Origin of the sequence: Bradyrhizobium sp. 215_C5_N1_1, assembly GCF_052075935.1 — a bacterium.
In the GTDB taxonomy this organism is placed as follows: Bacteria; Pseudomonadota; Alphaproteobacteria; order Rhizobiales; family Xanthobacteraceae; genus Bradyrhizobium; species Bradyrhizobium barranii.
The window spans coordinates 8815523-8838080 of the sequence record NZ_CP197228.1 but is presented as its reverse complement, the minus strand read 5'-3'; the positions used below and the strand labels follow the sequence as shown (position 1 = coordinate 8838080).

26 protein-coding genes are annotated in these 22558 nt (G+C 64.5%); 17 read left to right on the top strand and 9 right to left on the bottom strand.

What is annotated here, in order from left to right:
- Positions 1 to 1245 precede the first annotated feature (1245 nt).
- Positions 1246 to 1512, bottom strand: a complete 267-nt coding sequence (rpsT, locus tag AB7G19_RS42545) for a 30S ribosomal protein S20 (RefSeq protein ID WP_028151115.1) — start codon at positions 1510 to 1512, stop codon at positions 1246 to 1248.
- 398 nt (positions 1513 to 1910) lie between these two features.
- Here rpsT and AB7G19_RS42540 point away from each other — a divergent pair, with 398 nt between their 5' ends.
- From AB7G19_RS42540 to AB7G19_RS42530, 3 genes are all read left to right on the top strand, one after another.
- Positions 1911 to 2228 carry a hypothetical protein gene (locus AB7G19_RS42540; RefSeq protein WP_007616084.1) on the top strand — a complete coding sequence of 106 codons (318 nt, stop codon included), beginning with the start codon at positions 1911 to 1913 and terminating at the stop codon, positions 2226 to 2228.
- 168 nt (positions 2229 to 2396) lie between these two features.
- The gene (gene msrA, locus AB7G19_RS42535; RefSeq protein ID WP_063980097.1) at positions 2397 to 3053 is read left to right on the top strand and encodes a peptide-methionine (S)-S-oxide reductase MsrA; all 657 of its coding nucleotides are present in this window, start codon (positions 2397 to 2399) and stop codon (positions 3051 to 3053) included.
- A 210-nt stretch (positions 3054 to 3263) separates the two neighbouring features.
- Positions 3264 to 4010 (top strand): polysaccharide biosynthesis/export family protein, encoded by a 747-nt coding sequence (locus tag AB7G19_RS42530; RefSeq protein ID WP_028151117.1) that lies wholly within the window; start codon positions 3264 to 3266, stop codon positions 4008 to 4010.
- A 1-nt stretch (position 4011) separates the two neighbouring features.
- Here AB7G19_RS42530 and AB7G19_RS42525 read toward each other — a convergent pair whose 3' ends face one another.
- The 4 genes from AB7G19_RS42525 to AB7G19_RS42510 all read right to left on the bottom strand — a co-directional run bounded on the left by AB7G19_RS42525 (position 4012) and on the right by AB7G19_RS42510 (position 6564).
- Positions 4012 to 4491, bottom strand: coding sequence for a hypothetical protein (locus AB7G19_RS42525; RefSeq protein ID WP_085405076.1), 480 nt, complete (start codon positions 4489 to 4491; stop codon positions 4012 to 4014).
- A gap of 92 nt (positions 4492 to 4583) precedes the next feature.
- Complete coding sequence (locus AB7G19_RS42520; RefSeq protein ID WP_135214084.1) at positions 4584 to 5258, bottom strand: dienelactone hydrolase family protein; 675 nt, start codon at positions 5256 to 5258, stop codon at positions 4584 to 4586.
- Positions 5259 to 5439: 181 nt separating this feature from the next.
- Complete coding sequence (locus tag AB7G19_RS42515) at positions 5440 to 5775, bottom strand: hypothetical protein (protein ID WP_085405078.1); 336 nt, start codon at positions 5773 to 5775, stop codon at positions 5440 to 5442.
- Between the two features lie 24 nt (positions 5776 to 5799).
- Positions 5800 to 6564, bottom strand: coding sequence for an alpha/beta fold hydrolase (locus tag AB7G19_RS42510; protein WP_085405079.1), 765 nt, complete (start codon positions 6562 to 6564; stop codon positions 5800 to 5802).
- Between the two features lie 314 nt (positions 6565 to 6878).
- On the opposite strand from AB7G19_RS42510, the gene AB7G19_RS42505 reads away from it, so the two are divergent.
- The 3 genes from AB7G19_RS42505 to AB7G19_RS42495 all read left to right on the top strand — a co-directional run bounded on the left by AB7G19_RS42505 (position 6879) and on the right by AB7G19_RS42495 (position 11155).
- On the top strand, positions 6879 to 7370 hold the full coding sequence (locus AB7G19_RS42505) for a (2Fe-2S)-binding protein (protein ID WP_014491023.1): 492 nt from the start codon (positions 6879 to 6881) through the stop codon (positions 7368 to 7370).
- Positions 7367 to 9649 carry a xanthine dehydrogenase family protein molybdopterin-binding subunit gene (locus AB7G19_RS42500; RefSeq protein WP_085405080.1) on the top strand — a complete coding sequence of 761 codons (2283 nt, stop codon included), beginning with the start codon at positions 7367 to 7369 and terminating at the stop codon, positions 9647 to 9649. Before AB7G19_RS42505 ends, AB7G19_RS42500 begins: the two co-directional genes overlap by 4 nt.
- Positions 9650 to 10060: 411 nt before the next feature.
- Positions 10061 to 11155 carry an HD-GYP domain-containing protein gene (locus tag AB7G19_RS42495; RefSeq protein WP_063980092.1) on the top strand — a complete coding sequence of 365 codons (1095 nt, stop codon included), beginning with the start codon at positions 10061 to 10063 and terminating at the stop codon, positions 11153 to 11155.
- A 124-nt stretch (positions 11156 to 11279) separates the two neighbouring features.
- On the opposite strand, the gene AB7G19_RS42490 is transcribed toward AB7G19_RS42495, so the two are convergent.
- Together AB7G19_RS42490 and AB7G19_RS42485 are read right to left on the bottom strand one after the other, a co-directional pair.
- The gene (locus AB7G19_RS42490) at positions 11280 to 12860 is read right to left on the bottom strand and encodes an AMP-binding protein (RefSeq protein ID WP_441268811.1); all 1581 of its coding nucleotides are present in this window, start codon (positions 12858 to 12860) and stop codon (positions 11280 to 11282) included.
- A gap of 224 nt (positions 12861 to 13084) precedes the next feature.
- Positions 13085 to 13504 carry a VOC family protein gene (locus AB7G19_RS42485; RefSeq protein ID WP_085405083.1) on the bottom strand — a complete coding sequence of 140 codons (420 nt, stop codon included), beginning with the start codon at positions 13502 to 13504 and terminating at the stop codon, positions 13085 to 13087.
- 126 nt (positions 13505 to 13630) lie between these two features.
- Between AB7G19_RS42485 and AB7G19_RS42480 the strand changes: the two genes are divergently transcribed.
- The 6 genes from AB7G19_RS42480 (at position 13631) to AB7G19_RS42455 (ending at position 17085) form a co-directional block, all read left to right on the top strand.
- Positions 13631 to 14605, top strand: coding sequence for a Bug family tripartite tricarboxylate transporter substrate binding protein (locus tag AB7G19_RS42480; RefSeq protein WP_071908968.1), 975 nt, complete (start codon positions 13631 to 13633; stop codon positions 14603 to 14605).
- A 149-nt stretch (positions 14606 to 14754) separates the two neighbouring features.
- Complete coding sequence (locus tag AB7G19_RS42475) at positions 14755 to 15033, top strand: DUF3551 domain-containing protein (RefSeq protein WP_071908969.1); 279 nt, start codon at positions 14755 to 14757, stop codon at positions 15031 to 15033.
- Positions 15034 to 15119: 86 nt separating this feature from the next.
- Entirely contained in the window at positions 15120 to 15413 is a 294-nt protein-coding gene (locus tag AB7G19_RS42470) for a DUF3551 domain-containing protein (protein WP_321576601.1), read from the top strand.
- Between the two features lie 100 nt (positions 15414 to 15513).
- On the top strand, positions 15514 to 15990 hold the full coding sequence (locus AB7G19_RS42465) for an ArsR/SmtB family transcription factor (protein WP_085405084.1): 477 nt from the start codon (positions 15514 to 15516) through the stop codon (positions 15988 to 15990).
- Entirely contained in the window at positions 15987 to 16334 is a 348-nt protein-coding gene (locus tag AB7G19_RS42460) for an SRPBCC family protein (RefSeq protein WP_085405119.1), read from the top strand. The genes AB7G19_RS42465 and AB7G19_RS42460 overlap by 4 nt, the downstream gene beginning before the upstream one ends.
- Before the next feature lie 16 nt (positions 16335 to 16350).
- Positions 16351 to 17085 carry a DUF899 domain-containing protein gene (locus tag AB7G19_RS42455; RefSeq protein WP_085405120.1) on the top strand — a complete coding sequence of 245 codons (735 nt, stop codon included), beginning with the start codon at positions 16351 to 16353 and terminating at the stop codon, positions 17083 to 17085.
- 152 nt (positions 17086 to 17237) lie between these two features.
- Here AB7G19_RS42455 and AB7G19_RS42450 read toward each other — a convergent pair whose 3' ends face one another.
- Positions 17238 to 18482 (bottom strand): S1C family serine protease, encoded by a 1245-nt coding sequence (locus tag AB7G19_RS42450; RefSeq protein WP_354115284.1) that lies wholly within the window; start codon positions 18480 to 18482, stop codon positions 17238 to 17240.
- 191 nt (positions 18483 to 18673) lie between these two features.
- Between AB7G19_RS42450 and AB7G19_RS42445 the strand changes: the two genes are divergently transcribed.
- From AB7G19_RS42445 to AB7G19_RS42425, 5 genes are all read left to right on the top strand, one after another.
- The gene (locus tag AB7G19_RS42445) at positions 18674 to 19291 is read left to right on the top strand and encodes a hypothetical protein (RefSeq protein ID WP_085405086.1); all 618 of its coding nucleotides are present in this window, start codon (positions 18674 to 18676) and stop codon (positions 19289 to 19291) included.
- A complete protein-coding gene (locus AB7G19_RS42440) occupies positions 19278 to 19652 on the top strand; it encodes a winged helix-turn-helix domain-containing protein (protein ID WP_063985952.1) in 375 nt (124 codons plus the stop codon). Before AB7G19_RS42445 ends, AB7G19_RS42440 begins: the two co-directional genes overlap by 14 nt.
- Positions 19653 to 19681: 29 nt before the next feature.
- Complete coding sequence (locus AB7G19_RS42435; protein ID WP_085405087.1) at positions 19682 to 20422, top strand: di-trans,poly-cis-decaprenylcistransferase; 741 nt, start codon at positions 19682 to 19684, stop codon at positions 20420 to 20422.
- A 121-nt stretch (positions 20423 to 20543) separates the two neighbouring features.
- On the top strand, positions 20544 to 21080 hold the full coding sequence (locus AB7G19_RS42430; protein ID WP_085405088.1) for a GNAT family N-acetyltransferase: 537 nt from the start codon (positions 20544 to 20546) through the stop codon (positions 21078 to 21080).
- Between the two features lie 76 nt (positions 21081 to 21156).
- Positions 21157 to 21645, top strand: coding sequence for a Crp/Fnr family transcriptional regulator (locus AB7G19_RS42425; RefSeq protein ID WP_085405089.1), 489 nt, complete (start codon positions 21157 to 21159; stop codon positions 21643 to 21645).
- On the opposite strand, the gene AB7G19_RS42420 is transcribed toward AB7G19_RS42425, so the two are convergent.
- Positions 21584 to 22411: a metallophosphoesterase family protein gene (locus AB7G19_RS42420; protein WP_085405090.1), complete on the bottom strand. Its 828-nt coding sequence runs from the start codon at positions 22409 to 22411 to the stop codon at positions 21584 to 21586. The two genes, AB7G19_RS42425 and AB7G19_RS42420, sit on opposite strands and share 62 nt — an antisense overlap.
- Positions 22412 to 22558 lie beyond the last annotated feature (147 nt).

Here is a 22558-nt window from a genome sequence, read left to right as displayed (position 1 = left end):
CGTCAAAAAACTTCTATTGAGAGATAAAGTTGCGTTGTGAGTGCCATGAAGGGGTCCCGCCAGGATCCTTCAAAGGGCACGACCTCGAGCGATTCCATCGTCGGACACAGCTCCGCCGTTCGGCGCGAACGCCGCGGGTCGGACTAGCGATGTCAGAGATGGAGGGGTCGCGAGGTCAGCGCGTACTCGGCGCTCCGTCACACGCGGGAGGCTGGAGGTTGGGCTGATCTAAACCGGCATCGTTGGAGTAGGTGGCTTGTTTCAATACCGCGTTGAGTCCGTAAGACATGATACCCTCCCCGTCCTGCCGTGATTGCTCACGGCAAGGTCCTGCGTGTCCTGAAGACAACTGCGACTGAAGTCGCCGATGTCCCGCCCGTCTGCACTGTTCGTCCGCTCGGCTACGCCATCACGTGTGTCGCGGTAGTTTCATGACATCTCTCGTTTGCGTCTGGCGCGAGCGGGATCGAAGATCCCACATGGAGACATTCAGACAAAGAGCTACCGTTCCCATATTGCTATGGGTTTTGAACCGACAATCGCTTGTTGAAGCGTCGCCTACGTGCACACCGCCGCCGATTTGCACGCTCGCCCCGTTTCTAAAACCGCGCTGGTCTTGAGATCGTGGGCGCTGCGGACGACTTAAGGAATACACTATGCGGAAAGACTCGCAACGGAATTGATTCACACTTGAGGCGACTAAAAACTTGACCAGCGTTAACGGCGCGCGGGAGTTGTGCACAGGCTTGCGAGCAAGAGTTTGAATCCGTGCACAGATTCGAAGGCGCCGCGCGTCATGTGACAAATCTCCGCCACCGCCAAAAATTTTTTACAAAAGCGTCACGCGCACGCCTTGCGGGCAATTTTTCCAAATGCTTGTCGACGCTATGTCGATAAGTGATTATTGAGACACCGCTTTTTGAGTCTCGTTTCGCAGGGTAACTCCATCGCGAACCGGTTCCGGGAAAACTACGGTGTGCAGAACTCTCGCGCGCGCGGATTCAACTTAAGCCCGCCCCGCAGGGGTTTTTCGCAGCGCAGTGAGAGTTTCCACTGTTGCAAAAACATCCGCCAGTGAAATTACGGGCGCAGCGCAGCGAAGACGACACGAGTCTTCCAACGGAAGCGTGGTCGCCCAACGACCGCAAGCGTGAATTGTGACAGGCAACAAAAAGCCCGGCGCGAGCCGGGCTGATTGACGAGCGCGATGTCGATCCGATCAGTCGATCGGATGACTCGACGAGCTTACTTCGCGAGCTTGGCGATCTGCGCGGTGAGCCGGGAGACTTTGCGGCTCGCGTTGTTCTTGTGAACGATGTTGCGCTGCGCGGCCTGCATCAGCGCGGGCTCGGCGCTCGCCATCGCCTTCAGCGCGGCGGCGCGGTCGCCAGTCGCGATGGCTTCTTCGACGGTACGCACGGCACCACGCATCTGGGTGCGGCGCGACTTGTTGACGGCGGTGCGGCGGGCGATCTTGCGCGTCGCTTTCTTGGCGGAAGTGGTATTGGCCATGGTCTCAATATCCTTTGCGGTACCGGTCGCGTCTTGGTCGGGTAGCGCCGGCTGCTTGACCGCTTAATCGACGCTCGGATTTAGGGTGTTCGGTTGCTGGGCTGTTCCCGGAACATGAGCGACGGCCTTGCGGTCGTCTCTGAGGCTCCAAGCCTTTAAAGCTCATGGAGCCTGCAACTGCTCAAAGAACAGCGGCGGCAGGATTGCGCCCACCGCCAGTTGGCGCCCTTATAGAGGGGGTCTGCGGCACCGTCAACGCTTTCCGGGGCTGGAAAACAGGCCCTGAGAGCTCCAGCGCGCGCCGTAACGCCCTGAAGAGGTTGAATTTCTGCCGTCGCCCGGCTATTGGCTGGCGGCATTGCAGAGGTCGTCCGATCGGACGACCATATAGGTGAGGCATGATCCGCGGCTTTTTCCGACTGATTGGGCTGTTGCTGCTGGCCGGCGGGTTCATCTTCATGGTCTATGACGGCGCCCGCTGGGTGGCCGACCAGACCCTGCGGTTCACCCGGTTCGGCCAGTTCTGGAACGACATCAACCAGGCCAGCCAGACGGCGTTCCGCACCTGGGTCGAGGCCAAGGCGCCCTGGCTCTGGACCTCGGTGATCCGCCTCGTGCTGGATCAGCCGGTTTTCGCCGTGCTCGGCATTTTGGGCATCCTGCTGATGATCCTGTTCCGCCCGCGGAAACCCTTGATCGGATATTCCCGGGATTGATCTTTCAATTCCCGCCGAGACTGAACCTCGCGTTGACGGCAGCCGTAACAGGGCTGCCCCCTCCTGCGTAGATACCTATATTCCCACCTTGATCGCGAGCGCGCCGCCTGAGCCCTTGGCTTGTTGCATTGGCTCAAGCGACGGACAGCTCGTCTCGGAGAGCCAATCATGCTGTTCATGCGCAAGACCACCGCATTGCCGAGCGCCACGGAAGCGCTGCCGGGCCGTGCGCAAGCCATTCCCACCGCGACCACCCATTTCGTCAACGGCGCGAAGTTGCAGCCGCCTTATCCCGCGGGCCTCGAGCAGGCCGTGTTTGGGCTCGGCTGCTTCTGGGGCGCCGAGCGCAAATTCTGGCAGCTCGGCGACGGTGTCTACGCGACCGCTGTCGGCTATGCAGGCGGCCACACGCCGAACCCGACCTATGAGGAGACCTGTTCGGGACGCACCGGCCACACCGAAGTGGTGCTGGTCGTGTTCGATCCGAAGAAGATCTCTTACGAGAAACTCCTGAAGACGTTCTGGGAGAGCCACAACCCGACGCAGGGCATGCGTCAGGGCAACGACGTCGGCACGCAGTACCGAAGCGCGATCTACACTTACTCTGATGCGCAGAAGAAAGCGGCCGATGAATCGAAGGCGCTCTATCAGAAGGCGCTTGCTGCAAAAGGTCTCGGCGCCATCACGACCGAGATCGCGCCCGCCGGCGCGTTCTATTTCGCCGAGGACTACCATCAGCAATATCTGGCGAAGAACCCCGCCGGCTATTGCGGCCTCGGTGGCACCGGCGTGTCCTGCCCGATCGGCGTGGGTGTGAGCGCGTAAGCTCGCCACGAACAACTCGTCATGGCCGGGCTTGTCCCGGCCATCCACGATCTTCGTGCGGCACCAAGAACGTGGATGCCCGGGACAAGCCCGGGCATGACGGAGTGTGCGGTGTCATCGCATCCGCATTGCCGCGCTGCCCCCCTCAACGCTTTGTTAACCATAACCAGTGCAAGACTGGGGCCGTCTCGTTTCGAGGGATTAGGTCCGGTGCCGGTTGCACGCGCGTTTCGATGGTCGATCTTGACAGCCTCCTTGGCAGCGTCCGCCGCGCTTGCCCTCGGCGGCTGCATGCAGACCGCCGGTCCCGTCGCGGTCATGCAGCCCCGTGCCGATCTCGACTCCATGGCCTATGGTCAGCCCTATGGCGCACCACAGCCGGTCGTCGTCGCCGACGGTGGCGGCGCCATCGGCGCGTTGCGCAATTCCTTTGCCTCGTCGCCTGCACCCATGCCGGTCGGCTACGCCGCGCCGATGGCGGCGCCGGTGCGCTACGACTCCTCCTATCATCTCGACGCCGGCGACAGGCTGCGCGTCGTGGTCTACGGCCAGGAAGGCCTCACCAACAGCTACGCCATCGATGCCGGCGGTTCGATCACCATGCCGCTGATCGGTGGAGTGCCGGCCCGCGGCCGCACCCCGGCGGGTCTCGCCGGTGAAATCGCCGCACGCCTGCGCAACGGTTACATCCGCGAGCCCTCGGTCGCGGTCGAGATCGAAGCCTACCGCCCGTTCTTCATCCTCGGCGAAGTCACCGCACCCGGCCAATATCCTTATGTCCCGAACATGACGGTCGAAAGCGCGGTCGCGATCGCCGGCGGCTTCTCGCCCCGCGCCAAGCGCGACGTGGTCACCGTCACGCACACCGAAGCCGGCGGCGCGATGCGCGCCATCGTCCCGCTCGGCACTCCCTTGAGCCCCGGCGACACCGTGTTCGTCGGCGAGCGCTGGTTCTAGCTCACCGCCTGAAATCCAGCCGTCCGTTCGGAAAGCATCCGTCGATGCGCGTGCCATCGACCACGAGCCCGATCCATGGCCGCGTGATCGCAGGCGTGGTCAGGTTGATGTACTTTCCGACCAGGCGCGCGCCCTCGCGCGCAGCATCGATCAGGCCGTGCCGGCGGCCATGGTCCCAGTCGAAACGCAGATAGATCCGGCTCCCCGCGATGCGGATTTCCGCGCGCCCCTCTTTCCATCTGTCTGGCGTATCGCCCGCGATGGTCGGATCGGCGCCACCGTTCCAGCGGCTCGCCCAGATGCCTTCGAGCGGGTCCGAGGGCGCTGCGATGGCCGCCCAATGTACCGCGTTGATGTCGGCCGCATCGCCGGCCAGCGTGGCGGTCGCCGCGTAGTCCATGACTTCAGAATCGTCCGGGCCCGGGACGTCCATGGTTCCGAACGGATTGCGGATGACGAGGTGCGTGATGGCTTGCTGCATGGCGATCTCCCGGCGCGAGTTGGCTTGATCGGCCAGCTCTATCGCCGGGTGCCGTGATGCAGCCACCCGATTCCTGCTTTGAGTGGCGCGCGCTACTTCGTCAGATGCTTCGCGAAAAATTCCATCGAGCGCGGCCAGGCGACATCCGAGCTCGCCTTGTCGTAGCTCGGCCGCTCGTCGCAGTGGAAGCCGTGCTGGGCGCCGGGATAGATGAAGACCTCCACATCCGGCCGCTTCGCCTTGACGGTCTCGACGTCGGTCAGGGGAATGCCGGCATCCTTCTCGCCGAAATGCAGTTGCGTCGGCACCTTCGGTTTCTCGTCGGCGAAGCGCACCACGGCGCCGCCGTAATAGCCGATCGCGGCCTTCAGGCCCGACAGCCGCGTCGCCGCGACAAAGGCGACGCTGCCGCCCAGGCAAAAGCCGATGATGCCGACCGGCCCGACGCTCTTCACCGCGTCGATCGCGGCCTGGGTGTCGCGCAGCATCGCGTCCCAGTCGGGACTGGCGACGAACTTGCGCGCCTCGGCGATCTCGTCGGGCGTGTAGCCCGACTGGAAGTTCGGCGAGGTCCGGTCGAAGATCGATGGTGCGATCGCGACATAGCCTTCCCTGGCGATGCGGTCGCAGACCGAGCGGATGTGGTGATTGACCCCAAAGATCTCCTGGATCACCACCACCGCGCCCTTCGGGGCGCCTGAGGGATCAGCGCGATAGGCGCCGAGCTGGAAATTGTCGGAAGCCGTCAGCTTGATGTCTTGTCCCACGCGGGTTGTCCTTCTTGGTTGTCGATCCGAAATTTCAGCTCTCTGCCCTCATCCTGAGGAGCGCTCCAACGGAGCGCGTCTCGAAGGATAGAGGCCCGGGACGCATCAGCGTGGCCTTCATCCTTCGAGACGCTTGCTCCGCAAGCTCCTCAGGATGAGGGGAGGCGGCTGCGCGTCGCACTCACTCCCACATCCAGTTCTCGCCGTAGTCTTCCTTCCATCCCGCCAGCCGTCCGTGACGGAACTGCAGGAACAGGCGGTGACGGTAGGGGATCAGTCCGCTGCCGCCGAGGTTGCGAAGCGCGAGATAGATCTCGTTGCCGGGCCGCCCGCGCACATATTGCAGAGGCTGACCCAGTGCCCGCGCGGTCTGCTCGGCATCCATGCCGAAGGCGAGCGGCGTGTTGTTCGACAAGGTCGCAACGAAGGGCCGGCGCGGCTGCGTGCCGCCGAACGGTTCGGCCTGCGCAGACATCGACAGCAGCACCGCGCTCGCAGCCAGTATCGCTTGCTTCATTGCCAGTGTCCCTGTCCGACCGTCCTATCCCGGCAAGTTCTTTAGGAAAGGCGTCACCGCGTCAATAAAAGCCTTGGGCTGATCGATGTTGACGGCGTGACCGGCGGCGGGGATCACGACCTTTTGTGCGCCGGGGATCTTTGCGGCCATGTAGTCGGACGCGGCGAGGAACGGCGCGTCGTCGGCGCCGACCACGATCAGGCAGGGCACCTTGATGTCGGGGAGCAGCTCGATCACGCGGGCGTCGCGCTGGGTCAGCATGCCGCGTGCGGCGAGCGCCAATCCCCTGGCGTTGCGATGGCTCGCGGTGGCGCGCTCGCGTGTCGCCGACTTCAGCATGTCGAGACCTTCATGGTCGAGCTTGTCGGCGGTCGCAAGCGCCCGCGCATTCCAGGCCTCGCGCGCGTCGTCCTTCTTGAAGCCGGGGCCGGTGTCGATGATCAGCAGGGCAAGGGCGCGTTGCGGATAAGCGCGATAGAACGCGAGCGACATGTAGCCGCCGAGCGAGAGCCCGCCGATGATGGCGTGCTCGGCGCCGACCGCATCGAGGATCGCGGCCATGTCGCCGATGGTGAGCGCTTCGCTATAGGCATGGGGATCGTCGGGATAGTCGGACTGGCCGTGGCCGCGCATGTCCCACAGGACGAGCTTGTGGTCCTTCGCGAGCGCGTCGACCTGGCCATGCCACATCGCCGAGGTCGAGGAATAGCCGTGGGTGAGCAGCAGCGGCGGACCCTCGCCGTGAACTTCGTAGTAGATCCCGACACCGTCCCGATCGACCTTTGGCATGTCTCCCGCCTCTTTATGCTGGTTGTTGTTTTCGCGTCGATCCTAGCCCGACGGGTTACCTGGAAGAAACTGCCTGAACGCGATGGCACGCATGCCTGATGCATTCTCTGTTGCGTCCAGTCGCTGCATCGGGTGCCGTTGTCGCAACGCACAACACTGAGCTGCCGCGATAGTTTCGATCGATTCCAAATTGCATTTGCCTCTGGCTGCGAACCCGATCATTCTTGCGATCAAGGTGGGCGCCAGCCCGGTGGGCGTCCACTGTTCAAGTTGCCGCCGTAAGCGGCTTCATGCACCGGCAGGGGAAGACGCCTATGCCAACTCTCACCATCAACGGGCGGAGTCTGTCCGTGGATGCGGCGAACGACACGCCGCTCCTCTGGGCGATCCGCGAGCAATTGCAGATGACCGGCACCAAGTTCGGCTGCGGTGCCGGGCTGTGCGGTGCCTGCACCGTGCACGTCAACGGCGAAGCCGTGCGCTCGTGCCAGACCATGGTCGGCGATGTCGCCGGCAAGAAGATCACCACCATCGAAGGCCTCTCCGCCAAGGGCGATCATCCGCTGCAGAAGGCGTGGATCGCCGAGCAGGTGCCGCAATGCGGCTACTGCCAGTCGGGTCAGATCATGCAGGCGGCCTCGCTGCTGGCCAAGAATGCCAATCCGACCAAGGAGGAGGTCGTGGCGCATATGGACGGCAATCTCTGCCGTTGCATGACCTATTCGCGGATCCAGAAGGCGATCATGCGCGCCGCCACCGAGATGCGCACCGCATCCGTCTCCGGCAACGAACGGAGGCCCACATGAATAAGCACGTGACAACCATCACACCCGAGACATCAGATCTCAGCCGCCGCTCCTTCCTGGTCGGCACGGCAGCGACCGGCCTCGTGCTCGGCTATGCCGGCGTGCCCGGCATCGGTGAGGCGCTCGCTGCGCCTTCAAACTTCGAGCCGAGCGTCTGGTATGCGATCGCGCCCGATGGCCTGGTCACCGTGACCTGCGGCAAGGCCGACATGGGCCAGCACATCGCCTCCACCATGGCGCAGATCGTCTGCGAGGAGCTCGGCGCGAAGTGGAGCGACATGCGCGTCGCGCTCGCCTCCAACGATCCGAAGTTCAACGACCCCGTGCTGGGTGCGCAGATCACCGGCGGCAGCTGGTCGACCATGATGAACTTCGACGCGATGAGCCGGGCCGGCGCAGCCGGACGGACGGCATTGACGGAAGGCGCGGCCGCCGCGATGGGCGTGCCGGCGTCAGAGCTCGTGGTGCGCGATTCCGTGATCTCGCATCCGAAGTCGAAGAAGCAGATGTCGTTCGCCGACGTCGTGAAGAGCGGCAAGGCGACCAAGACCTTCACGCCGGACGAGCTGAAGGCGATCAAGCTGAAGACGCCGGACCAGTACACCATGATCGGCGTGTCGGTGCCGCAGCTCGACATCCCCTCCAAGACCAACGGCACGGCCAAGTACGGCATCGACGTGATGCTGCCGGGCATGGCCTATGGCGCGGTGGTGACGCCGCCGGTGCGCTTCGGCGCCACGGTGAAGTCGGTCGACGACTCGGCTGCGAAGAAGGTGCCGGGCTTCATCAAGGCCATCACCCTCGACGACAAGACCGGCACGACATCGGGCTGGGTCGTCGCGGTCGCCAGCACCTACGCCAATGCCAAGAAGGCGGCGCAGGCGCTGAAGATCGCCTATGACGGCGGTCCGAACGCGAAGGTCTCGAGCGAGTCGCTGCTCGACGAAGCCAAGCGGCTTCAGAAGCTTGACGATTCCGGCCAGTTCTTCGTCAAGGATGGCGATCCCAACGCGGCGTTCGGCTCGGCCGCAAAAGTGCTGGAGGCGGAGTACACCACCAGCATCAACATCCACGCGCCGATGGAGCCGATGAACGCCACGGCGGAGTTCAAGGGCGACATCCTGCACATCTATTCCGGCAACCAGTTCGCGACGCGCTCCGGCGCGATTGCGGCAGGTGCCGCCGGGATCGATCCGAAGTTCGTGGTGATGCACCAGATGTGGCTCGGCGGCGGTTTTGGCCGCAGGCTCGATGCCGACATGATGGTGCCGGCGGTGCAGGCGGCGAAGGCCATCGGCAAGCCGGTGAAGGTGATCTACACGCGCGAGAACGACATGACGATGGATTTCTCGCGTCCGCTCACCTACCAGAAGGTCAAGGCCGGCGTGGACGGCGACGGCAAGCTCGTCGCGCTCAGCCACGACGTCGTCTCGGCCTGGCCGACCGCGCGCTGGGGCATCCCCGACTTCCTGACGCCCTCGGTCGACAAGAAGGGCCCGCTCGATTCCTTCACGGTGAACGGGGCCGACTTCTTCTACACCGTGCCCAACCATTATGTGCGCGCGATCAAGAACGAGCTCGCGCACAATGCGACGCCGTCCGGGCAGCTTCGCTCGGTGGCGCCCGGCTGGACGTTCTGGGCGGTCGAAAGCATGATCGACGAGATCGCGGCTGCGACCGGCAAGGACCCGGCGCAGTTCCGCATCGCGCTGCTCGACGGCAAGGGCAAGAACGACGGCGGCGCGCAGCGGCTGCGCAACACGTTGCTCGCCGCGATGGGGCTGTCCGGCTACGGCACCAAGCAATTGCCGAAAGGCGAGGGCATGGGCGTGGCCTGCGTCTCCTCGCAGGAACGCGCGACCGCGAGCTGGACGGCGTGCGTCGCCCATGTCGCGGTGGCGCCGTCGGGCGAGGTGACCGTGAAGAAGCTCACGGTCGCAACCGACGTCGGCACGCAGGTGCATCCCGACAACATCCGTGCCCAGGTCGAGGGTGCGGCGCTGTGGGGCCTGTCGCTGGCGATGTACGAGAAGGCGACGCTCAAGGACGGTGGCATCGAGCAGACAAACTTCGACAGCTACACGCCCTTGCGCATGAGCCAGATGCCCGAGGTCGCCGTCGCCGTGATCGCCAACGGCGAAAAAGCCACCGGCGTCGGCGAGCCCGCGGTGACGGTCATCGCCCCGGCAATCGGCAACGCCATCTTCAACGCCTCAGGCGCCCGCATCCGAGCCCTGCCGATCACGGCCGAAGCTGTGAAGGGGGCGATGAAGGCGTAAGGCGAGGCGTAATTGCCAAGTAAGCTGATCCGCCGCAGGGCAACTTCCGGCGGATTTGTTTTGGTAGGCGTCTCCACAATCTCGCTGTCATGCCCCGCGAAAGCGGGGCATCCAGTACGCCGCGGCCTCTCAGCTCCGGCCGCGCCGCCTCGGCGTACTGGGTCGCCCGGTCAAGCCGGGCGACGACAGCGGAGAGTGGGCGAGAGCGCCCCAAATTTCCCTTTCCATCAAGGCCCGTTCTACTGTGCATGGGGTTGTTTTCACCGTTTTCGACTAGAACCGCGCCGCGACCCCAATTCCCTAAAATTGCGCGCAATTCCGCAGGGTTCCATTGAGCACGCCTCTTAAGGGCCGGAGAACCTGATCCGGCTTAGGCTGACGCCAAATACACTCCCGTGCTCTGGGGAAGCCATGAACGCGCCAGCCAAATCCGCCGCCAAACGCCGGCTCTTGCTCGCTTCCGACCGGAGCGACGAGAGCACCGAGCTTGCCAGCATCCTGAAGGCCGTGGGCGACGTTTCGACGGTGACGACGCAGGACATTCCCGAGCAGCCGTCGCGCGATCTGTCCGGTCTCGTGGTCGACATCAATCTGCGCTCGCCCGAGAGCGTGCAGCGGGTGCGCAACAAGCTGCGCGGCGATGCCTATCGCACGATGCCGCGCCTGTTCGTGCTCGCCGATGCCCTGCATCACGGCACCATGCAGGCCTGGGCGCTGGGCGCCACCGACACGATCTCGCGGCCGCTGCAGCCCGATGCGATTCTTCAGCGCATCCGCGCCGCGTTCCCCGACACCGCCACCTATGACGCAACCGATCGCGGCAAGACGCTCAACCGTGGCGTCGAGGCGGCGCATGCGGTGCTGGCGAAGATGTTCGAGAAGCTGCCGCTCGGCGTGCCCCTGACCTTCGACGACGTCATCGCCGCCGAGAGCAAGATCCTGAAGGCGATCAAGCATTCATCGCTGCGCGAATGGCTCACCACCGTCGGCTGCCATCATGTCGGCAGCTACCGCCACTGCCTGTTCGTCACCGGCTTCGCCGTCGCCTTCGCGCAGCATCTCGGCATGCGCGAGGACGACCAGCGTCGCCTGACCCGCGCCGCGCTGTTGCACGACGTCGGCAAGGCCTTCGTTCCCTCCGTGCTGCTCGACAAGCCCGGCAAGCTCACCGACGAGGAGATGGCCGAGGTGCGCCAGCATCCGCGTCGCGGCTATGACGCGCTCGCGGAGCAGGGCGGCTTCCCGCCGGAGATGCTCGACGTCGTGCTGCATCACCACGAATTCCTCGACGGCTCTGGCTATCCGAACGGCCTGTCGTCGAACCAGATCAGCGACATCGTGCGGGTCACGACGATCGTCGACATCTACGCGGCGCTGGTGGAGAAGCGCGCCTACCGCATGCCCTTCACCCACTCGCGCGCCTTCACGATGATGGAAGGCATGGGCGGCAAGCTGGATCAGCAACTGCTGCAGGCGTTCCGGCCGGTGGCGCTGGGATCGTTTTGAGCAAGATGCCGTAGGGTGGGCAAAGGCGCAAAGCGCTGTGCCCACCATGCTTCCTCAATTGCGACCCAAATGGTGGGCACGCTTCGCTTTGCCCACCCTACGGCAGCGTGCCGCGTGGCGACGCTCACCCCACCATCTTCCTTAGCTCCGCCTTCGCCACCTTCTCCAGCGTCGAGCGCGGCATATCGTCGACAAGCCTGATCTCGCGCGGCACCTTGAAATCCGCGAGTCCCGCGCCGCAGGCCGCCATCACGCGATCATGCAGATCGGGCGCCGCGCCCGCGACGCCGCCGTGCGGGATGATGAAGACAACAGGCACCTCGTCCAGCATCGGGTGCTTCTTCGCCACCACCGCGGCCTCGCGCACGCCTGCTACCACCGCGATCACCTGCTCGATCTCGGAGGCCGCGACGTTCTCGCCGCCGACCTTCAGCATGTCCTTGGCGCGGTCGCCGAACCTGATGAAGCCGTTCTCCAGCCGCTCGACGCGGTCGCCGGTGAGAAAGAAGCCGTGCTCGTCGAAGCTTTCGCGCGTCGCCTTTTCATTGTGCAGATATTCGGCGAACAGCGACAGCCCGGCGATGCCCTTGATCGCGAGATTGCCGGTGTCGCCGACTTCAGTCGGCCGTCCGTCATCGTCGGTGATGCGGATCTGATATTCGGGAGCCGCGCGCCCGATCGACATCGGGATGTTGGGCTGGTCGACCTCGCCGATGATGCCGTGGGTGATGGTCTCGGTCATGCCCCACCAGCCGATCATCTTGACGCCGAACGCAGCAAACGCCGGCGGCTCGTTGATGGCGGTGCCCCACAGGCGAAATTTGTGGTCTTTCGGGATCTCCTGCTCGAGCAGCGCCTTCATGCAGAACGGAATCGTCGAGGTCCAGGTCGAGCCATGCTCGCGCGCGACGCCCCAGAACCGGCTCGCGGAGAACCGCGGCTGGATCACGCAGGTGGCGCCGACCCACAGCGTTGCCAGCATCGAATAGGCCAGCGCATTGGTGTGGAACAGCGGCAGATAGGTCTGGTGCACGTCGTTCGCATGAAGGTCCTCATGCGCGGCGTTGATCTTGGCGCCCCACAGCGCGTTGGCGTGGGTCCACAGCACCGCCTTCGGGCGCGAGGTCGTGCCTGACGTGTACTGCACGCTGCACGGCGCGAACGGGTCGGTCGCGCGCCTGGGACGGTCGGCGCTGTCGGCGAATAGCGATTCAAAACTGTCGCCGCGCGAGACCGCTTGCGCGGGCGCCGCGCCTGCATCGTGCGAGGTCACCGCCAGCCAGCGGATGTTGCGGCAGCTTTGCGCGACGAGCTCGGCATAGGCCGGCTGCGTGATCGCGGCGACCGCGCCGCAATGATCGGCGAAATATTCCATCTCCGCCGGCGCCGAGCGGGTGTTGGTGGTCACCGCGATGGCGCCGAGTTCGACGCAGGCGAACCAGGCCAGCAGCGCCTCGATGCAATTGTCGAGATGAATGAGCACATATTCGCCCGGCTTGACGCCGCGCTTGGCCAGCCCCGCCGCGAGCGCGCCGACGCGCTCGTGAAACTCGCCGTAGCTCCAGCGCCGCGCCGGCGCACCGAACGGCGCCCAGATCAGGAATGCATGATCGCGGCGCACCGCGGCGCGCATCTTCAGCAGCCAGGGTACGTCGAGCCCGTCGAACGGTCCTACGAGTCCGGATTCGGTGTATTGAGGTGGCATGGCTCCTCCCGTGCAGCCTGCATCTTGATGGCGGCTGCCTTTTGATTATTGCGTCTTCCTGCCATTGGATGACGCAGGGAGCAAATCGGGGGAGGCGTAGCGCCCGCTCTCTCCATTGTCATTGCGAGCGCAGCGAAGCAATCCAGACTGTCTCCGCCGGGGGCAGTCTGGATTGCTACGTCGCAATGGCTCCTCGCAATGACGATGGGGTGGGCAGCGCGGCCCTATCGACCACCGTCCTCGTACGACGAAATCTCGATCAGGCTGCCATCCGGATCCCTGCAATAGACCGAGCGCAGCGCGCCGCGGGCACCCTGCTTGGGAACCGGGCCTTCCTCGATCGCGACGCCATGTGCCGTCAAATGCGCCACCACCTCGTCGGGCGATGCAGACGTGAGGAAACACAGATCCTCGCTGCCGGCGGTCTGATGGTCCGCAGTGAACCACTCGACCTTGTCGGCATCGCGCGGCCGGACGTTGATCTTCTGGTTACCGAATTGCAACGAAGTCCGCGGCGCTTTGCCGCCGTCGGGGTCGAACACCTTGACTTCCATGCCGAGAATCCTGCGGTACCACTCGGCGGTCACCGCGACGTCCGCGACGTTGATGACGAGATGATCGAGGGCTTCGACCTTGACCGGCATGCCTTATCCTTTCGTCGTGATGCGCCGGGCGCACTTTCCGCCTGCGGCAAGCTTTGTTACAACCGCGTCGACGCCATTTTGAAGCCATCTGGCTTTCAAGAACAACACGTTGGGAGAACCCTTGAGATGATCACTCGCCGTACCGCGCTGGGCCTGCTCGCAGCCAGTCCGCTTGCAGCCACCCCGCTGTCGAAGGCCCTTGCCGCCGACTATCCGGCCCGGCCCGTGAAATGGGTGGTCGGCTATCCGCCGGGCGGAGCCACCGACATCCTGGCGCGGCTGATCGGTCAGCGGCTGTCGGAACGGCTCGGCCAGCAATTCGTGATCGAGAACAAGCCCGGCGCCGGCAACAATATCGGCACCGAATCGGTCGTCAATGCCGAGCCCGACGGCTACACGCTGCAGCTGGTCAATCCGGCCAACTTCATCAACGCTTCGCTCTACACCAACCTCAAATTCAACTTCGTGCGCGACATCGCGCCGGTGGCCTCGTTCCAGCGGGTGCCGAACGTGATGACCGTCAACAAGGACGTTCCGGCCAAGAACGTCGCCGAGTTCATCGAATATGTGAAGGCCAATCCCGGCAAGGTGAACATGGCTTCGTCCGGCAACGGCACCTCGGTGCATCTGTCCGGCGAGATGTTCATGGCGCTGACCGGCTGCAAGATGCAGCACGTGCCCTATCGCGGCGCGGCGCCGGCGATCACCGACATGCTCGGCGGCCAGGTGCAGGTGATCTTCGACAACATGCCCTCGATCATCCAGCACATCCGCTCCGGCTCGCTTCGCGCGATCGGCGTCACCACCACTGAGCGCTCGCCGCAGCTGCCCGACGTCCAGGCGATCGCCGAGACCGTGAAGGACTACGAGGCCAGCGCGCTGTTCGGCATGGGCGCGCCGAAGAACACGCCCAAGGAGATCATCGCCAAGCTCAACAATGAGATCAATACGCTCATGAAGGAGCCCGACATGACCAAGCGACTGGTCGAACTCGGCGGCGAGCCGCGGGTGCAGACGCCGGAGGCGTTCGGCGAGGAGATCAAGGCCGAGACCGAGAAGTGGAAGAAGGTCGTCGAGTTCGCCGGCCTGAAGGTCGAGTAGCGATCTTGTGATCCCTGAGATTGGAGCCCTGCCGCCTGGCAGGGCTTTTTTCTTGCGTACTTCGTTCCGTTGATCTGGAATAAAACGGCGCGGCGAAACCTGATGATACATGGCGCGTATCTCGCCCTGTGAAGAGAGGAGTCTGGATCATGCGCAAGACGCAATTGGCGCTGCTGACGCTGGGCGCGACGGTCCTTGCCGGCTTCGTCACCGTCACGCCCGCGGCGGCCCGCGACTACCCCTGGTGCGCCCAGGGCGGCGAGTATGACTATCCCGGCGAATGTGCCTACAGCACCTATGAGCAATGCCAGGCCAGCGTCTCCGGCCGCTTGCTGTACTGCGGGCCCAATCCAATGGTGGCCTATGGCCAGGCGCCGCAGCCGCAACCTCGGCCGCACCGTCGCGCGCGGCCCGTTGCACCGTACTAGCCGCGCGCGCATTGCGCAGCCGCGTATTTTTGCGCGATCGCTCCGGAATAAACCGGCTCCGCGAGCCTTTCACTCTGTGAGGTCGGATGTCGCGCGGCGAACACGGGAGGTCGGTCATGGGCAAGGCGCAATTTGTGCTGGGCACCATAGTCCTTGTGTGGCTCGCTGGCGGGAGCCCGGCGCGCGCGGACTATGATTACGCGTGGTGCATTCAGAACTCGGAATACGGCTATCCCGGCGACTGCTCCTATCAGACCCGCGAGCAGTGTCAGATGAGCGCGTCGGGCCGCAAGGGCTATTGCGCGCAAAATCCTGCCCAGGTGGCCGTACGGCCTCCGCTTCAGCCGTCACTACGCGGTCGGTACGTTCGTCCGTACTAGTCGCGGCTCACACTGAGCACCGCCTGATCACGCAGTCGTGCAGATCCGGACGCGCGGGTTCCTGCTTGACGCCCTCTCGTTCACGTCTATACTAAACCAAATGGTTAAGTATAGAGACGAGACGCTCGACCGGACCTTTGCGGCGCTGTCCGATCCGACGCGGCGTGCCCTTCTCGCGCGGCTCGGCGAGCGGGACGGCCTGTCGGTGAGCGAGCTGGCCGCGCCGTTTCCGGTCTCGCTGCCGGCGATCATGAAGCATCTCGACGTGCTCACGGATGCGGGCCTGATCGTGCGGGAGAAGACCGGACGCACGGTGTCCTGCCGGCTCACCGCGCAGCCGATGGAGCAGGCGATGAACTGGCTCAATCGCTACGCGCAGTTCTGGTCCGAGAAGTTCGACCGCCTCGCCGCCTTCGTGGAGGACAAGACATGGCCAACGCAGCCGTCAGCACCGATCCCCGCACAGCCGAGCGTCCAAGCGAGCGTCCAAACGAACGTCCAAGCCTCACGCTCACGCGCCGGCTCCGCGCACGGCCGGAGAAAGTCTACGCCGCCTGGACGCAAGCCGCGCAGATAGTCCAGTGGTTCGGGCCGCCGAACATGAAGCCGGCGACGCTGGATGCCGAGCTCGATGTCCGTACCGGTGGCCGCTACCGCATCAGCTTCACCGGCGACGACGGCGAATATTTCGAGGCTGGCGGCATCTATCGCGAGGTCGTGCCGAACGAGCGGCTGGTGTTCACCTGGGCCTGGCATTCGACGCCGGAGCGCGAATCGCTGGTGACGATCACGCTGAAGCCGGATAGCGCCGGCACGCTGATGATCTTCCATCACGCCCAGTTCTTCGACGAAACCGCACGCGACAATCACCAGCGCGGCTGGAGCTCGTGCCTCGACAAGCTCGACGCTTTCGTCGCCTGACACCATGGAGGATACCGTGCAGCAACATCAGATCGTCTCGCGCGAGCAATGGATCGCGGCCCGCAAGGCCCACCTGGCGCACGAGAAGGAGCTCAGCCAGGCCCGCGAGCGCCTCGCCGAGCAGCGCCGCGCGCTGCCCTGGGTGAAGGTCGACAAGAACTATGTGTTCGACGGACCGAACGGCAAGGTGACGCTCGGCGATCTCTTCGGGGGCCGCCCGCAGCTCGTGGTGCAGCATGTGATGTTTGCACCCGACTGGGAGGCCGCGTGCAAGAGCTGCTCGTTCTGGGCCGACGGTCTCGATCGCATCGTGCCGCACCTCGCCGCGCGCGACACCTCCACGGTTGCGATCTCGCTGGCGCCGGTCGCCAAGCTCGAGGCCTTCAAGAAGCGGATGGGCTGGACCTTCGACTGGGTCTCGTCAGGGGGCAATGACTTCAACTACGATTACGAGGTCTCGTTCACGCGCGAGCAGATCGACAAGGGCGTGCCGAAGTACAATTTCGGCACCACGCCGTTCTACGGTCCGGAGCTGCCCGGTATCAGCGTGTTCTACCGCAACGAGGCCGGCGAGATCTTCCATACCTATTCTTGCTTCGCGCGCGGTCTCGACATGATGAACGCGGCCTATCAGTATCTCGACCTCACCCCGCTCGGTCGTCACGAGGACGGCCTGCCCTATCCGATGGACTGGGTCCGCCTGCGCGACCAGTACGAGCCGCAGGCGAAGGGGGCGTGCTGCCACGGGTGAGACGGCGGGTGCGCTGTGCCCACACCAACGGTGTCATCGCCCGACTTGATCGGGCGATCCGGTATTCCGAGACGGTCGTGTCGAATCTAGAAGCCGCGGCGTACTGGATGCCCCGCCTTCGCGGGGCATGACAGCGGAGGCTGAAGCGCAGTCTACCGCTTCGCGTCGGCCTGCTCCGTGCCATTGCACGAGATCAGCATCGTGTACGGCCGCGCGTTGCCGGCGATGTCGGTGGTCTTGAGCTCGCCCTTCGGTTCGGAGGTCTGGTAGGGCACCACGGAATTGTCGAGGAAGTCGCGCAGCATGCCGGTCTTGATGGCGAAGTTGATGTTCTCCGGAATGTTGCCGGTCGCAGCGACGATGCGAAGTGCGGGGATCTTTGCGGTGACCACGCCCACGATCTGACCGGTGGTGTCGAACAGCGGGCCGCCGCTATTGCCGGGCTGCACCGGCGCGCTGATTTGCAGGAAACGCGTGTCGTTGCGCATGCCGCTGAGCGAGCTCGCGATACCGGTCGTCACGGTGAAGTCCGACGTGAGCAAGCCATGGAAGGGAAAGCCGATTACGATGACGGAATCGCCGGAGCGGATCGAGCGATCGCGGATCCGCGCAAAGTCCTTGAATGTCGTCGTCGACGGCGCCTGCAACAAAGCGAGATCGTTGTTGACGTCGCTCGATACGACGCGCAGCACCATCGCGGCCTCACCGGTGAGGTTGCCCTTGATGTCGCCGACGCAGCCGTCGATCACATGGTTGTTGGTGACGACATGGCCGTTCGCACTGACCACGAAGCCGGTGCCGGTCTTGGCCCTGGCAACTTTGCTGCCGGCCGGCGGCGCCTGCTTGTCCGGCGCAGGCTGCGGCTTGGCGGCCATCTTGGTGAAGTCGCCGGCCTTGTCGAGCCCGTCGGCTTTCACCTTGGTCACGCAATTGGCCAATGCGGCGATCACCGGCCCGGTCGAGGTAAGATCGAAATTCAGAACGGCGCGGCCGGCTGTCGCCACCATCAGGCTCGCCTTCTGAAACGTGCGCACAACATTGACCGGCATGATGGCCGTGAGCATGTTGGGCTGGTACGCCGTGGCGAACAGCCTGGCTTGCTCCTGCCCGTCAAAGGTCACGTCGATCGCGGCGTTCTCGCCCTTGTTGAAGCGGTAGCTGGGACTCGCAAAGGCGAGTGACCATGTGCCGGCTGCATTTTGGCTCACGACGAGGATGACGCCGTTCGCATAAGGCGTCGTCGCGGCGCAATGGGAGAAAGCGCCCGTCTCGTCATTGCTGAAGGCGCCGCCGATCCAGTTGCCGACATTGACGCTGCCGAATGGTCCTTTCGCATGGGCAGCTCCGACGACACTCGCCTGCAAAAGCGATGCAACGACAAACGACTTAAGCCACATACCATCCCCCCATAATGCTTTTCGATCCATCTTATCCGCGGGAGGATACGCAGTGCAATCGGCAGTTGTTTGTCCGGACAGGACCTCCTCGCCGGGCTTGCCTTTACTTTGCGGTGCTATATACTTTGCGATACAAAGTGACGGGACGGCGGTCCCGGTTAATTGGGCGGAGCGGGGTTTTGGCGTTGCCAATGCGCGATCTCGACAAGGCACTGGCCGACATCGTGGCGATCCGCAACCAGATTGCGGCGGGCACGGCGTTCCGCGGCTACGGCCCGGCGACGATCGCTGCGACGGGCGCCGTCGCGCTTCTCACCGCAATCCTCCAATTCTGGCTGCTCGGCGATCCCACCAGCGAGCCGGTCGGCTTCTTCTTCGGCTGGTTCATGGCCGCGGTGCTCTCCGTTCTGATGATCGGCATCGAGATGCGCGCGCGCTCGCGCCGTCATCATTCCGGCCTGGCCGATGCCATGATCCATCAGGCGGTCGAGCAGTTCTTGCCCGCGGGCGTCGCCGGCGTGCTGCTCGCGGTGGTGATGTGGAAGTTCGCGAGCGAGACGCTGTGGCTGTTGCCCGGCCTGTGGCAGATCCTGGTGTCGCTCGGCATTTTCGCTTCCGTCCGCTCGCTGCCGCGCACCGTCGCGCTCGCCGGCGCCTGGTATTTTGTTTCCGGCTTCGCGGTCGTGGTGCTCGCGAGCCGGACTCACACGCTATCGCCGTGGACCATGGGGCTGCCCTTCGTGATCGGGCAGTCGGTGATGGCGGGCATTCTGTATTTCGCGTCCGGAGACCATGATGTCGAAGACTGACAGCGCACCCTTCTCCTATGAAGGGCTCGACCGCGTCATCCACGAGAAGGCGAGGCTCGGGCTTCTGACCTCGCTGATGGCGCATCCGAAGGGTCTGGCGTTCGCCGACCTCAAGCAGCTCTGCGGCCTCACCGACGGCAATCTCAGCCGGCATCTCGCCGTGCTCCAGGAGGCCGGCCTCGTCGAGGTGACCAAGGGCTATGAGGGCAACCGCCCGCACACGACCTGCCGCCTGACCAAGGCCGGCCGCCGCCGCTTCCTCGACTATCTCGCCGTGCTCGAGCGGCTGGTGCGCGACGCCGCCAAGGCCGCCGGCCGCGACGCGCCGCCGCTCGGCCGTCTCGGTATCATCTCGACCTGATCCCCCCTTTTTTGACCGGAGACTTTGCAATGCAAAGCGACATGACCTCTCGCAACGAGAAGCTTCACGTCGGCATCATCATGGACGGCAACGGCAGGTGGGCGACGCGCCGCGGCCTGTCGCGCCTGCGCGGCCACGAGGCCGGCGTGGAGGCGATCCGCCGCATCGTCGAGGCCGCACCCAAGCAGGGCATCGGGACGCTGACGCTCTACGCCTTCTCAACCGACAATTGGCGCAGGCCGAAGACCGAAGTCGCCGCGCTGATGACGCTGCTGCGCTTCTATCTCGCCAACGAGGTGCAGAGCCTCGCCAGGAACGGCGTGCGCCTCACCGTGATCGGTCGACGCGACCGTCTGCCCGACGGCATCGCAAATGCGATCGCGCGCGCGGAGGACGCCACGGCGCACGGCAGCGCGCTTCACCTGCGCATCGCGGTCGACTATTCCGCGCGCGACGCCATCCTCAACGCCGCAGCGAAGGCGGCGGCACTGACGAGCCTCACCCGCGAAGCCTTCTCGCAGCTCGTCACAGGTGAAGCAGGCCTTCGCGACGTCGATCTCATCATCCGCACCTCCGGCGAGAAGCGGCTGTCGGACTTCCTGCTCTGGGAAGGCGCCTATGCCGAGCTGCACTTCACCGAGCGGATGTGGCCCGAATTCGACGCTGGCGATCTCTCCGCGGCGCTGGTGTCCTTCCACGGCCGTGAGCGCCGCTTCGGCGGCCTCCAGGCGATCATGCCCGACGAGGTGCCGTCACTCTCCCGTGTGTGATGCGCGGCACGGGACAACGAGCTGTTCGTTTTCAGCCGCATGATTGGCAGTGGTGTCCAAGCCGCGGAAGCGCGGTCTCGGTTAGGTGTGCGGTCCACGCAACCTGCCGAGAGCATTACGCATGTCACAGCTGTTTCCGGGAGCCGTCGTTGAGGCGCTCGAACTGGCCGAAGCGAAGGGCATGGTCTGCATCAGGACCGCCAGCGTATCCGACGTCGAGAACCTGTCGGTCTATTTCACCGGCCTGTCCACGACGTCGCGCAACAAGCGCTTCATGGGCGCGCGCGCCGACGTCGCCCTGGTCGCGGCCGAATGCGTGGCGAAGACGGGCCGTCCCGGTCATTTCACCCTGCTCGCCGAAGTCAGGCAGGAAGGGCAGCACACCATCATCGGCGAAGCGAACTACGCCTATGATGCGACTGCACGGCATGGCGAGTTTGCCATTTCGGTCGCCGATGCGTTCCAGCGCCTGGGCCTCGGCTTGCAGATGATGACGGCGATGGAGACGCGGGCGACCGATCTTGGCCACGAGATGATCGCCGCCGAGACTGCGCGGACAAATGCCGAGATGCGCGGTCTGGCGAAGAAGGCAGGCTTCCGGGATACCGGTCTCGGAGACTGGCAGTCGGTTCATCTCGCAAAGCGCTTGTCGCGGTAGCCGTCCGCGCGTTGCCGCCTGGCACGGATCGTGCTCTAGTATCGCCTGGATTTCCCCAGCGATGGGAGCTTCGGCGATGCGCGCAGTTCTGGATCATTGCACCGGCGGAACGGAGCGGCAGGTCAAGGCCGGCACGTCGGTCGTCACCGAGGGTGGCACCAGCAGCGGCCACCTCTACGTGCTCGTCGAGGGCAGGCTCGACGTGCTCAAGAGCGACACGGTGGTCGCGACCATCACCGAGCCCGGCGCCGTGTTCGGCGAGATGTCCGTGCTGCTTGGGTTGCCGCATACGGCAACGGTGCGGGCCAGCTCGGATTCCGTCATCTATGAGTTCGAGGACGCGGCGTCATTCCTCATCCAGCGGCCCGAGGTCGCGCTGCTGCTCGCGCGCACGCTGGCGCAGCGGCTCAACGTTGCCAACACCTATCTCGCCGATCTCAAGCGGCAATATGCCGGCCACGGCACGCATCTCGCCATGGTCGGCGAGGTGCTCCAGAGCATGATCAACCTGCCGCCGCTCGAGGTGTCGCCAGGCTCGGATCGGCAATCCGATCCAAGGATGTGAGCCAGTCCGGCGGCTCCTCGATGGTGTTTGCGGGCCGCTTCAGCGGTGCGGCGAGGTCGATCCACTGCGCTTCGCCCGCAGCCAGCCAGAACGCCTTGTCCGCAGCGAGATCCAGCACGATATGCGTCGGCGGCCGTCCCGGTTGCAGGCCGGCGTTGAACACCCATGTCTGCCCGAGCCGGTCGAACCACGAGCCGTCGGCGATGAAGGGCGACTGGTGCACATGGCCCGAGATCACCATCGACGGCTGATACTGCATGATCCACTGCACCAGATCGACATCACCGAAGAAGCGCTTGCCGCCCCAGCTGGTCGGTGAATTCGCCGGCGGCGCGTGATGGGCCCAGATCCAGCGCTGCGGGCGGCTTTCGGCGGCGTCGCGCAGCTGCGCGACGATGCGCTGCTTGACCAGCGGGCCATCCCACCACGGGCACACCGTGAACAGCGTGTCGCCGATGGTGAGGCTGTCGCCGTCGCAAATGATCCCGAGCTCCCGCACCTCCGAGATCCAGCGCGAGATCTTCTCGCCCTCCGCGTTGCGCTCGTCGAGGTCGTGATTGCCGGAGCAGAGGATCACGCGGGTCTGCGCCGCGAGCAGCGCGAGGTATTTCTTCAGCACCACGATCTGCGCGCGAAAATCCACCATCGAGCCGATGTCGAGCGCATCGCCGGCGAAGATCACGAGGTCGAACTGCGGCGCCGCGCTGGCCAGCCAGTCGAGCTGCGGCAGCGAGTAGTGCAAATCGGCCACGACCAGGCAGCGCATTGAAAATCCATGGGCGGGTTTGAAAAGGTCTGGGAATTCCAAAACGTCATTTACAAAGCAAGAAGCAGACCAGAATGGCTGCCTCTCTTCGTCAAGCCAATGGCCGGCAGCATGCTGCGGTGCATTGGTGTGCGCAAGTAGCCGGGC